Here is a 13,679-nt window from a genome sequence, read left to right as displayed (position 1 = left end):
AAAAAATATTAAGCAAAGCACATTAATCAGGACGCATTAACCTGAGAAAATGCTGCTTAATATGATAAAAACAATATTTTTTTACCTTTGCACTTTTATTTTTATATTTGAAACCTCTAGGAGTTTATATGAAAAACATGACTAAAATGATGATGGCTGCTACCCTTGCGGTTGGTACACTTGCTGCTGCCGGCTGCCAAACCACACCTAGCGTGACCGCGCCTGTGACCCAGCCAATTACTGTTGACGCCCTACAAGCGTATAACTGGCAGCTTGTCGATGCTAAGCGCACCAATGGCGACAAAGTTAGCCAATTATTCTTTGATCCAAACAAACCATTGACGCTTAATTTCTTTAAAGATAACGGTAATGACCGCGTGAGCTTTATCAATACCTGCAATAATATGGGTGCCAACTATAGTGTGGTAAATGGCAATGTCGTACTCGGTAATGTTTTATCAACAATGATGGCGTGCCCTGAGCCACAAGCCAGCTTTGATACGACGACACTTGCAACGGTACAAGGTAAATATAGCATTAATAAGAATGCCAATAACACGCCTATCTTGACGATTACTAATAGTAATCAAGTGGCTCATTTTAAAGCCGTTTCTAAATAAGTTAATCGTTTAGTATAAACGTTTTAAAATTTGATCACTTAAAATGCCTCACTAAGCAGTGGGGCATTTTTTTATCTAAAATTCGTGACGCTTTCCGCTACACTGTCATAAGTCGCTAAGGTCAAATGTTTAAGCCATTAAGATATTTCTTATGCCATCAACTTTTTAACCTTATCAAAACTCTCATTTTGTATTTATCAGTATTTTATTGGATGTCATTTATGTTAGAAATATTTGGAGAAAAATCATCTGTCAACCTACGCACAATAACTGGCATCACGGCGATAACGGCTTTTAGTTTGTTAACGGGCTGTCAGACGTTGCCAAGTACGATGCCTAAAGCGAATCATGCAACCAAAACACCTATTGATACAAGTGCGAGTAATCCGCTGACGGCGCGCATGCCAGCGATAGATCGGCACGGGCACATTGCTTATGTCGAAGAGCAGGGAGCAGGCGCGGCAAAGATATCAACGCTATATAGTATTCGTCCTGATGGTAGCGACCGCCAATTGATAGATCAGCTCAATGGTTATATTTATGCGCCAGCGTGGTCTGCCGATGGTCAAATGCTCGTCTATAGCAAACAAGTCGCGCGCCAGTCTCCCAAGATTTATATTTATGATCGCAACAGCAACACCCAAAATCTAATCGTCAATGCCGAGGGCAGTAACTTATCAGCCTCATTTTCGCCTGACGGGCAAAAACTGCTTTATAGCTCAACCGTCGGCGGCAATGCTGATATCTATGAGATGCGCTTAAGTGACGGTCATACCAAACAGCTTACGACCTTAGCGAGCACGGAAGTGCAGCCAAGCTACGCAAGCGACGGGCAAAGCTTTGTCTATACCAGCGACAAAGTGCGCGCTGGTCGTCCCAGTATTTATCGCTATCACTTTGCTACCGGTAAGGCGACATTGATACCGACCGCAGGCTATGCAGCCAGCCCGCAACTGAGCTTGAATGGACAGTATTTAGCCTATCTTAATGGTCGTAAGGCGGCGGTCATGACACTGGCTACAAGGCAAGTGGTTAATCTAGCAGAGACAGGACTTGATGAGCCCGCGCGTCTGTCGCCTTCTGCACAGTATGCTGTCTATCCCACAAAGCTTTCGCAAGTAAGCGGTCAAAGTGGTAGCAGTTTGGTGATTCATTCTTTAGCTGGCAATTCAAGTTATGCGATTAGCAGTAAAACAGGCGGCGTCGTGCGCTCACCGATTTGGGGTCGTTAAGGGCAAAACCTATGTATTATGTAATGGAATGTATATATAATCACTAACAAAGAAACATAAGTTGATTTAATACCCTACGATTTAGAGGTGGCATAACCGTACGTTAAATTCCTTATAGCCCAAGATTGTACGGCAGTACTGTCTTATTGTTCAAAATACAACAAGCAAAATTTCTGAAATAAAGTCTTGAGCACTAAGGCAATAGTTGAAGCTGAATGAATAAATCTGAATGAAGTAAATCTCATTAAAGAAACGTCGAGTAACTTTCAGTCATATAAAAAATCGTATAACCAAGACATCAAAAGGTTGGATTAGGCGAGCAAAAGGAGAGAGCGGTTCATGCAAGAGTCCTTTTTAGTTTTTATCACTAAAATCAGTTTGTACCCGACGTTTATTTTTACGGGGCTTGTCATGTTTGTGACGTTATATTGGCTGGTGTCATTACTCGGCATGGCAGATATGGATAGCGTAGATTTTGGTGAGCCCGATGGTGATGTTTCTACCTTGTCATCGACGGGGTTTTTCACTGGTCTCATGCTCAAATTTGGTCTTTATGGCGTGCCACTCATCATCATACTAAGCTTAATCAGCCTAATCGGTTGGCTATTAAGCTACTTATATACGAGCTTTTTACATCAATATTTTGACTCTGGTCTTTTGTATTATCTCTTTGGTACAGGGGCGCTCATCTTTGTGTTGGTCGTATCCATGTGGCTAACAGGTATGATCATTGCTCCCATTCGCAAAAATATTGCCAAAATCCCTAAGCGTAATGCGTCTAGTAATATCGGTAAAATCGCCGTGGTACGTACATTGAGTGTGACTGACAAACATGGTGAAGCAGAATTAAATGACGGCGGCGCAGGCTTGATACTCAAAATTCGTTCAGAAATCAATGATGATTTGCTCAGGCAGGGTGATAGAGTGACGTTGATAGAATATTTAGAAGAAGCCAACGCCTACCGAGTCGCCCCCGTAAAAGAAAAGTCGTATAAACCGCCGCTATAAATAATTTTAAAATTGAAATAAATAACATTTCTCCATTCGCTTTATAAGTTGGCTGATTGGCGGTACAGAGATAGCTAATAGTTTGTTTTTAAGTATGGTATTAACTGTTTTAAATTTGGTTGCAATGTTCTCATTAAAGGAATGAATATGGATATACTCATTATCGTCGGCGTGGTTGTGGTGCTGGCGTTTGTTTTTATTATGGCAGCGCTGTTAATGCTCAAGGCTTTTTATTTTAAGGTAGAGCAGGGTAAAGCGCTGATTATCAATGGCGTGAGTAAAATCGCCGTACGTTTTGATGGTGGTTTTGTTTGGCCGATTATCAATAAAAAAGAATTGATGAGGATTTCCCTTATCACCTTAGAAGTCGATAGACGCGGTAAAGAAGGGCTGATTTGCGCCGATAATATGCGTGCGGATATTACAGTGGCGTTTTACTTGCGTGTTAATGAAACAGAAGAAGACGTCCTTAAAGTTGCCAAATCGGTTGGGGTGGAGCGCGCCTCTGATAAAGTGGCGGTCAATGAGCTGTTTAATGCCAAATTTTCTGAAGCACTAAAGACGGTCGGCAAACAAATCGACTTTGTCAAACTCTTCGAAAACCGTAGCGAGTTTCGTGACAGCATCGTGCAAGAAATCGGTAATGATCTTAATGGTTATGTCTTAGAAGACGTGGCGATTGATTACTTAGAGCAAACGCCGAAAGCGTCACTCGATTCAAGCAATATTTTGGATGCTGAAGGTATCAAAAAGATTACCCAGCTAACGGCCTTCCAAAACGTCATCACCAATGAGCTTGAGCGTGACGAAGAGCTGGCTGTTAAGAAGAAAAACGTCGAGACTAAAGAGGCGATGCTTGAGCTTGAGCGTCAACAAGCCGATGCCGAAGCCAAACAGCGCCGTGAAATCGCCTCAGTGATTGCCCGTGAAACAGCTGAAACGCGCAAGATTGAAGAAGAAGAGCGTAAAAAGTCAGAGACAGCCGTTATCATGGTTGAGCAAGACTTAGCGATTCAGCGTGAAAATCAACAGCGTGAAATTGAAGTCGCTGGACAGAACCGCTTGCGTGCCGTTGTGATTGAAGAAGAAAAAGTCACCCGCGCTCGTGATTTAGAAATCGTCTCGCGTGAGCGGGAAGTCGACTTGCAGCGTATTGAAGCTGAACGCGCCATTGAGCTTGAGAAAAAAGAAATTGCTAACGTCATTCGTGAGCGTATCGCGGTAGATAAAACGGTTGCACAAGAAGAAGAGCGTATCAAGGAAGTTCGCGAAGTGAGCGAAGCCGAGCGCTCGAAGCAAACACGTGTCCTAGCTGCCGAAGCCGATGCCGAAGAAATCAAAGTACGTCAGGTGAAAAAGGCTGAAGCAGAAGAGTTGTCTGCTAAGCATAAAGCGGTTGAGATTACCACACTTGCGACGGCCAATCTTGAGGCAGCTGCCAAAGAATCGGAAGCCAAAATGAAAATGGCGGAAGGTATCAAAGCTGAAGAGTCTGCGCATGGTTTTGCTGAAGCGGCCATTCAAGAAGCCAAGTCGGTATCTTTGGAAAAAGAAGGGCTTGCCAAGGCTAATATTATCAAAGCGACTGGTCAAGCGGAAGCGCAATCAGAGCGTGAAAAAGGTATGGCTGATGCTGAGATTATCGCCGCGCGCGGTGAGTCTAATGCCAAAGCCGAGCGTGACATCGGTATGGCAAACGCGCAAGTGATTGCCGCTCGTGGTGAATCAAATGCCAAGGCGGAACGTGAAGTTGGACTGGCAAAAGCGGAAGTTACTCGTGCGCATTTCCAAGCTGAAGCCGATGGTCTGGTCGAAAAATTCAATGCGATGGGCAGCATGACCGTCGAGGCACGCGAGCACGAAGAATTCCGTATGGGTCTTGAAACTGCGCTACAAGAAGCGATGGCGTCTATAGAGGCCGGTAAAGAGATTGCCAAAGAAAATGCTGAAGTCTTGGCAGTTGCGCTACAAAAAGCCAAAATCGATATCGTTGGCGGCGAAGCGCACTTCTTCGATAACTTTGCCAAGTCATTGTCTATCGGTAAAGCCATTGATGGTCTCGCTGGCAAGTCAGATACATTGAGCGGCATTATCAATACGATGATGGCCAATCAAGTAATGACCAAAGCGAACAAGCAGAATGATGATTAAACGGCTTAGTATCATCGTTAGTCGACATGACTGATTTATTATCAGCAAGATTTGACCCATAACTTTTCATTAATAAGCAATCTGTCACTTAAGTGGCGGATTGTTTTAACCAACTCAATCTAAACGCTTTAACATAGCAGTAGTTAATGACTACTATTAACCATGAGTTGGCTCATCTAAAAAAAACCAGCGGTGACCACTCGTTTTCTTAGACGAGCCAAGTGCTTCTTTAGTTCGAAAAACCTTAGATTTATCTGATTGCCTAAAAATGGACGAGCAACGATGGCAGATACGCAAAACCCAACCAATTCAAATAATATCAATAGCCAGAATCAATCCGAACAAACGGATCAAGCGGTCGCTTCAGGTAATGCTTATGAACTTATTAAAAAGCGTCTTATTGAGCAGGGTAGTCGGCTAGAGCAACAGACCGCTAAGCTGAATCATGCGCGTCTGCAAGAGTTTGGCAGCACGCAGATGCAAGTCATCGCCCGCACCCGTATTCGTACCGAATACAACTGTGTGGCGCAAGATATGGTACAAGTTGGCGACTACCTGTTGTTTGGCTACAACGTCTTTATGGGGCTAAAGCGGGCGAGTAATATCAAAGATGTGTTGTCGCTATATCGATTGATAGAGCCTACTAATAAAAATGGTGGTGATGAAAGTCAGCAGAATGGTCTCGATAGTAACGATAGCATGGATAAGGAAAGCGCTGAGCAAGAATATCAGCTGGAAGAAGTAGATTTAAAAAATACCTTTTTAGATCAAGAGGCATTTGTCCAAGATTTTAATGAACTATATCGCTATTACAAGCACACGCGCCTGATTCAGCTGACAGTCAAAGACAGCAAACTGCTATTGGCCTTTCAAATTGGCGAGCGTATCACCGATATTCGTGTCTTTCGTTTTGCCCTAGATTTTAGCCAAGGCACACCAAAGTCAGCCCAAATTGCCTACGTAGACAATCGAGGCGAGCGTGATATCGAGTTGCCTCCTGCTTACGATTTTGATTGGGTAGATACCACGCGTGAGCAGATGGTCAATGGTAAATATCCGCATATGAATATCTTAGATACCATCTTTGTGGAAACCATTGGTGGCGATTTGACCATTAAGATTGAGGATAATACTCAATCAGGGCAGGGTATTTATAGCGAGCCTGTGAATGATCGCACCCAGTCGTTGACTGACGCTGAAATTGCTTATGCCAAAGTTGGCAGTTTAATACTGCTCAAGATACTGCCGTATCGCGAAGAAAGTTATCGTTATTTTGTTTACAACACCTTGACTGAAGCCGTATTGCGATTGGATGCGATTGGGCAGTCGTGTGTGCAGTTGCCAGAAGATCACGGCATTATATTTCCTGGTGGTTATTATCTGCAAACCGGTGAGTATAAGCTGTTCGATACCAATAGTGTCGGTGCTAAAGACTTAAAGTTTAAACGTAAAATCGTATCGCCCAATGGTGAAGACGTGTTGTTTTTATTTTACGATGTCGCTTTGGGTATCACAGGGTTATTTCCTTACAACCTTATTAAAAAACAATTGGCAAATCCCATTTACTGCAATGGTATGGCATTGGCGGACAATGGGCGTTTGGTACTATTTAATGACCAAAGTGAGCCGTCACGCATTCACCCGATGCAGATATGGCATACGCCTTATGCGTCACCTGAGTATGTCAGTGCGTTGCCTGAAAGCAGCAGTTTTTATGGCAAAATTGGTAATAAAGAATTGGTACGGGGTATCTCCGACCTTTATAGCATCACCCGCCTTATTGATAATCAAAGCGTGTCACAAAAACTCTATGAGGAGCTAGCGGATAATACCAGCCGTCTCTTTGATAGCTATTACTGGTTGTCTGACCCTGAGCTTAATGACGTTGCCAGTAGTATTAAGGACGTAACGGCGACTGCTGAATTGGTCATTGATGAGTTTGCCAAAGTACAAAGCATCCAAAAGCAAACCCAAACGGCGTTAGCCGATGCCGATACGCAGCAAAATGAGATACTACGGCAAATACGTGTGACCACCTTTGAGTCTGCCGGTGATTATGTGGAGCAGCTGTCGGCGTTAAGACGACAAAAAGGCCGCTTGGTCAGCTTGGAGGACTTGCGTTATTTAGATAGCGCTAAGCTACAGGCATTGCAAACACAGTTAGAAGCAGCAGAAAGCGAGCTCGCCGAAAAGACCGTCGTATTTTTAAGTGGAGACAAAGCATTATCAAGCTACGAAGACATATTAGCAGAGGTCAGCGAACGCTTAAATACGGCCGAAACCAATAGCGAGCTAAAGCCCGTACTCGAAAAAATTGATGAGACAGCACAAGGCTTAGATTTATTGACCGAGCTATTAGGCACATTAGATGTTGCCGATGCCACGGTCCGTACCCAAATTATCGATGACATATCGACCATTTATTCGAGTCTCAATCAAAGCAAAGCCAAGCTTAATCATAAGCGTAAAAACTTAGGTTCTGCTGAAGCAGTCGCGCAATTTGGCGCGCAGTTTAAGCTATTTGGTCAGTCCATTGCTAATGCCTTGTCGATTGCCAATACGCCTGAGAAATCAGACGAGCAAATGGCGAAATTACTAGTACAGCTAGAAGAATTGGAAAGCCAGTTCGCTGATCCAGAGAGCGGTAGTGGTGATCAGTTTTTAGCAGATATCATAGCCAAGCGTGAAGAGATTTACGAAACCTTTGAAAATCATAAACAGCAGCTGCTTGATACCCGAAATCGTAAAGCCCAGAACTTAGGTGATGGTGCGCTGCGGATGCTTGAGAGTATCAAAAAGCGTACGCAGAGCACAGGCGTCACTGGCTTTAAGGAAGAGGAGGCGCTCAATACCTATTTTGCCTCAGATGGCTTAGTCCAAAAAGTACGCGCTATCGCTAAGAACTTGCAAGCGATGGGCTTTAGTGTCAAAGCCGATGACATAGACGCGCGCCTAAAAGCCATACAAGTTGAGAGTTATAAGAGTCTAAAAGATAAGTCTGACTTGTTCGAAGATGGCGGTCAGATTATTAAATTGGGCAAACATCGCTTTTCGGTTAATACTCAGCCTTTAGATTTAACGTTGCTCAGTCGTCAGCAGTCAGATGGCAAGCGTGTGCTCAATTTGCATCTAACGGGCACCGATTATTATGAAGTGCTCAATAATGCTGAGTTAAATGCCTTGCGCCCTTATTGGGATATCAATATCGCCTCTGAGTCTGACAGCGTTTATCGCGCTGAGTACTTGGCGTATAGCATTATCGAAAGTGCCAAAAAAAGCCAAGACGGCTTGACGGAAGCGCGTTTATATCAGGCCTATGATGCGACGCGGTTAACCTTCGATAGCAAGGGTGAGATAGATGAGGACAGTCCGCTACCTAAACTCGTCAGGGCCTATGCCACGCCGCGTTATCAGCTCGGTTATGACAAAGGTATTCATGACCATGATGCGACGCTGTTATTGCTGCAAATATTACCCACCCTACGTGAAGCTGGGCTACTGATTTATACCCCGCAAGTACGGGCGTTGGCGCAACTGTTTTACTGGCAGTTAAGTTTAACCAAAGCGCTCGGCTTAGAAGCGCTACGTCAATTTGGTTATGATACTTGGTTAAATGAGCTGGTACTGACGCGGGTACACAACTGGCAAGATAGAGCCATTACCGCTGAACAATTGCATCGAAGCCTGAGCAGTGATACTGCAAAAGCATTGCTGGTTGAAGATATGACGCATGTGATGCAGAGCTTTGTTGCCGCTTATAACGCCGATAAATTTGCTTTAGAAGATAGCTCAGATTCAGAGATTAGCCAAATTAATCAACCCGCTATGGTTAGTAACACGACTGTCTTTCAGCAAGGCTACGTGCAGCAAGCTTGTGAATACTTGGTCAGCGTTATGGGGCAAGTTACTACGCCCAATGGTAATATCGAGTGGCAGACCAGCCAACAAGCGCAGCAGTTAGGTGAGCTATTGAGCAAAACGCTAAATAGCGCGTCAGCCAATGCGCAAAATAACATGGGTTTTGAGCAACTACAGTCCTCGATTGGCAAGCTTGGTTTACAGCCAAAATCAGCCTATGAATTACTAGCCACATGGTTTTATGCGCTGCTCGATCAAACTTATGGCAATGATAAAATAGCTGACAGTCAGAGCGATGAAAGCGGTGACAATGCACTTAGCGAAGATCAGCAAGCAAAAATCGATGAAGAAAACATCTTACGCCAACAGCAATTGGCAAGTGATCGTCATTACGTGCCCGAAGCAATTGCTGTTTTACTTACTCAGCTAAATGATACTCAAAGAGAAGATTTGGTACAGCATCTTATCGAGTCAGGGGTAAGCTTTGATAGTATTAATAAAGGCGCAACGAGCACTTCGTTTTCGACGACCTCTTTATCGACCTCGTTAACCAGCCTCAATAACCCACTCAATCAAGCGCACAGTTTCGAGCGTCGCATAAGTAAGGTCTCGCTTGAAATTCAAGTCAATAATTTGCTAGGTGAGCATGAGCGCATTCATCAGCAAACCTTAACCTTTGCCGTTGATGATTTCTTAAGTCGTTTGCATCATCACGACACCCAAGTCATTCCTGCTTATCGGCGCTATCTAGCGATGCGCTCAGAGATTTTAAATACATCAAAAGAAACGTTGCGACTTGATGAATTTATGCCGCGTCCGTTATCCTCATTTGTACGTAACCGTCTGATTAATGAAAGCTATCTGCCGTTAATCGGTGATAATCTCGCCAAGCAGATGGGCACGGTTGGCGAGGATAAGCGTACCGATTTGATGGGTATCCTGATGATGATATCGCCGCCAGGTTACGGTAAAACCACCTTGATGGAGTATGTGGCAAATCGTCTTGGCCTTATCTTTATGAAGATTAACTGTCCGTCACTCGGTCATGATGTGACGTCTTTAGATCCCGAAAAAGCGCCCAATGCCACCGCCCGCGAAGAGCTGAATAAAATTAACTTAGCCTTTGAGATGGGTAATAACGTCATGCTTTATCTCGATGATATTCAGCATACCCATGCGGAATTTTTGCAGAAATTCATCTCACTTGGCGATGGTACACGCCGCATCGATGGCGTCTGGCAAGGCAAGACCAAGACCTATGATATGCGTGGTAAAAAGTTCTGCGTGGTCATGGCGGGTAACCCATATACCGAAAGTGGCGAAGCGTTTAAAGTGCCTGATATGCTTGCCAACCGCGCCGATATCTACAATTTAGGCGATATCATGAGCGGCATGGAAGAGATATTTGCCCTCAGCTATATTGAAAATTCGCTGACCTCTAACGCGGTATTAGCGCCCCTTGCCAACCGTGATTTGAGCGATGTTCATCGTCTTATAAAGATGGCAAAGGTAAACAATACCAATCTTGCCCAAGCACAAAGCAGCGAGCTGACTTATCCCTATAGCACCTCGGAGATTAATGAGATTATCGCCATCTTGCGCCATATGTTTACCGTGCAAAAAGTTATTCTCGATGTCAACCAAGCCTATATTACGTCCGCCTCACAGGATGATAAATATCGCGTCGAGCCGATATTTAAGCTGCAAGGCAGTTACCGTAATATGAATAAGATGACTGAAAAACTCTCGGCAGTCATGAATGAGAACGAGCTGAATCAGCTAATCGATGATCATTATCTAGGCGAGTCGCAGCTATTGACCCAAGGCGCAGAAAGCAATCTACTGAAGCTCGCTGAGATACGCGGTAAATTGACTGAGGCAGAGGCTGCGCGTTGGGCGCAAATCAAGGCTGACTTCTTACGCAATAAAGCCATGGGCGGCGAAGACGGTGATACAGGCGCGCGCATTGTTGCACAATTGGTCGACTTGGCGATTGGTTTCAATGCTATCAGTAGCCAATTTGAAACGTACCTCACGCAAAATAATCCAGAGAAAATCGCTCGCTTACGAGAAGCAGGACAGCAAGCCCAACTTGATAACCAGTTAGAAGCACAGAAAATCCTTGCCGATAGCGTGATCAGCAATGCCAAGGTCGTCAGCGACAGCATCGACAATGGCATTGAAAAAAGTATGAATCAGCTGATACAAATCTATAAGCATGATCATAATATTGGAAAGGCGGAAAGCGAGTATCTCAAGCAAAACCAAGAGATGCAAAAACAGCTGATGGTACAGCTGGTTAATGCCGTTGAACAACTGGCGCAAAAAATGGCTGATAGACTATCTGAAACCCTATCTAAGAGTGATGAGAATCAAATAGCAGGTACCGATATTCCTGATATTCATCAACAGACTGTACTGATGGCAAACGCACTTAAAGAGGCGCTTACGCCACTGACGATGCGGATGGACGAGAAGTTGGCAATTGATAGCAGCACCGATCAATCTGGCAAACTTATCGTCAATAGTCTTAATAGGCTGAACAAAATATTTGATGATTATGACTAATAGCTATGATTAATCACTACTGATTAATAGCTGACGATTGACAACTAATGATTAATTATTAACGCTTATGAGCAATGCTGATGAATAGCACTATAAATAGGACTGATGAGTAAGAGACAGTGGTAATATAGTCGGCAACAGCTACTTTAGGTACGATGACGGCGAGTAAAGTTGCTACAAACAGTAGGTGAAGCGAGCTTGACACCGTATCCGATGGTAGTGAATCGACTATATCAAACCAATGAGAAAATTATGGCGCACAAAAAGAAAAACGTCCGCAAAAAACTCTGCCCTGTCTGCGAGCGCGAGTTTAGTTGGACTAAGAAGCTGGATAAAAACTGGGAGAGCATGGTCTATTTCTCCGACCAATGCCGACGCGTTAAAAAGTATGAAGGGCTGGATCATCAAAAAGAAGCTAAGTAGGCAGTAAACATTAACCATAGATGTTAGATATACGGCAGAAAGGAGCAGACGATGGCACATAAAAAAGTAAACCTACCGCAAAAAACCTGCCCCGTCTGCCAGCGCCCGTTTACGTGGCGTAAGAAGTGGGAGAAAGACTGGGAGCAGGTGATTTATTGTTCTGAGCGGTGTCGGCGAGCTAAAGGTAAAGTAGATTTAGCTAGAACTGCAGAAAAAAGAAGAGCATATTCTTGATTAAGATATTTTGAAGAGTATAAGGCGATGGGTAAAACCATACCTATCTAAGATTCAAATTTATCAAGTATTAATAGTAATATATGTAACTAGATTATTTATTTTTTAAACATAAGTTTAATAAGGTTTGCATTCTGATGGTTGATTTTAATAAAAGACTCAATAAAAAAGAGATAATCAAGAAAACTGATCCTATAGAAATTTACGAGTCTTTAGATAGAAGAAGTATTGCTGGGCCATTGAGACCAGCTCAAAGTAGGATACTGTCAGAATGGTATACGAATCGTAAAGATGAAAAAGACCTGATTATTAAATTACATACTGGAGAGGGCAAGACTTTAATAGGTTTGATAGCCCTTCAATCTAAGGTTAACTCTAACGAAGGACCTTGCTTATATATATGCCCAAATAAATATCTAGTTGAACAAGTAAAAAATGATGCAGATAAGTTTGGCATTAGTTATTGTTCAATAGGTCAAGATAATACATTACCAAATGAATTTTTAGATGGAAGAAAAATACTTATTACTTATGTCCAAAAAGCTTTTAATGGTAAAACTATATTTGGCTTAGATAATAATTTTGTTCCTATTAAGAATATTATTTTAGATGATTCTCATGCTTGCATAGAGTCTATAAGAAATACATTTGCAATTAATATAAATAGTGAACGTCCTGCTTATAAAGAATTATTACAACTCTTTAAAGACTCATTAGCAGAACAAGGAGAAGGGACTTTTTTAGAGATTGAAAGTGGAGAATATAACTCTTTTCTACAAATACCTTACTGGAGTTGGATTGAGAAATCAGATGAGGTTCTTAATATTTTATCAAGTTATAGAAATGAAAGAGAGGTGATTTTCTCTTGGCCATTTATTAAAAATAATATTAAAAACTGTCAGGCTTTTATATCTGGGAATAGTTTAGAGATTTCACCAATACATATACCTATTGAACGATTTTCTTTCTTTCATAATGCTAACCAAAGAATTTTAATGTCTGCTACAACTCAAGATGATTCTTTTTTTATAAAAGGTCTCGGTTTTAACTCTCAAGCAATTGAGAGACCTTTAGATAATCCTGAACAAATTTGGTCAGGAGAAAAAATGATGATTATTCCTTCGTTAATAGATGAAAGCTTAGATAGAGCTGATGTTATCAATAAATTAGCCAAGCCATTTGATAAGAGTTTTGGTGTTGTCTCATTAGTACCATCTTTCGATAAGTCTAAAATATATAATTCTTTAGGTTCTATTGTACCAAGATCGGATGAAATAGTTGCTACTATAGAAGGTTTGAAAAAAGGATTTTTTAAAGATACTGTTGTGTTTGCAAATCGTTATGATGGTATTGATTTACCGGATGAAACATGTAGAGTTTTAATTCTAGATGGAAGACCATTTACTAACTCACTTTCTGAAAAATATGAGGAAGCTATTAGGGTTAATAGTGATTCTATTAATGTGAAAATAGCACAAAAAATTGAACAGGGTTTAGGAAGAAGTGTTAGAGGGGAGAAAGATTACTGCTTGATTCTAATTATTGGTGCGGACTTAGTAAAGTTTATTAGACCTCTTGCAAAAGT

General features: G+C 42.4%; 8 protein-coding genes. All 8 read left to right on the top strand.

The genetic code is table 11. The features are described 5' to 3' along the window. Positions 1-128 precede the first annotated feature (128 nt). Positions 129-620: an META domain-containing protein gene (locus B3R91_RS09165; protein ID WP_286797337.1), complete on the top strand. Its 492-nt coding sequence runs from the start codon at positions 129-131 to the stop codon at positions 618-620. 221 nt (positions 621-841) lie between these two features. Next, on the top strand, positions 842-1,852 hold the full coding sequence (locus B3R91_RS09160; RefSeq protein WP_286797336.1) for a Xaa-Pro aminopeptidase: 1,011 nt from the start codon (positions 842-844) through the stop codon (positions 1,850-1,852). Between the two features lie 339 nt (positions 1,853-2,191). Beyond that, positions 2,192-2,860, top strand: coding sequence for a hypothetical protein (locus tag B3R91_RS09155; RefSeq protein ID WP_286797335.1), 669 nt, complete (start codon positions 2,192-2,194; stop codon positions 2,858-2,860). 147 nt (positions 2,861-3,007) lie between these two features. Further along, positions 3,008-5,011 (top strand): flotillin family protein, encoded by a 2,004-nt coding sequence (locus B3R91_RS09150; RefSeq protein ID WP_286797334.1) that lies wholly within the window; start codon positions 3,008-3,010, stop codon positions 5,009-5,011. A gap of 282 nt (positions 5,012-5,293) precedes the next feature. Beyond that, a complete protein-coding gene (locus tag B3R91_RS09145; protein WP_286797332.1) occupies positions 5,294-11,437 on the top strand; it encodes a DNA repair ATPase in 6,144 nt (2,047 codons plus the stop codon). 171 nt (positions 11,438-11,608) lie between these two features. Beyond that, complete coding sequence (locus B3R91_RS09140; RefSeq protein ID WP_286797331.1) at positions 11,609-11,860, top strand: DUF2256 domain-containing protein; 252 nt, start codon at positions 11,609-11,611, stop codon at positions 11,858-11,860. Between the two features lie 51 nt (positions 11,861-11,911). Then, positions 11,912-12,094, top strand: coding sequence for a DUF2256 domain-containing protein (locus B3R91_RS09135; protein ID WP_286797329.1), 183 nt, complete (start codon positions 11,912-11,914; stop codon positions 12,092-12,094). A 137-nt stretch (positions 12,095-12,231) separates the two neighbouring features. Continuing rightward, on the top strand, positions 12,232-13,679 hold a 1,448-nt coding region (locus tag B3R91_RS09130), incomplete at its 3' end, for a DEAD/DEAH box helicase family protein (RefSeq protein WP_286797327.1).

It is taken from the genome of Psychrobacter sp. UBA6291 (genome assembly GCF_002439405.1).
Taxonomy (GTDB): Bacteria; Pseudomonadota; Gammaproteobacteria; order Pseudomonadales; family Moraxellaceae; genus Psychrobacter; species Psychrobacter faecalis.
The sequence above is the reverse complement of the archived record's forward strand: the minus strand, read 5'-3'. Positions and strand labels throughout refer to the sequence as shown.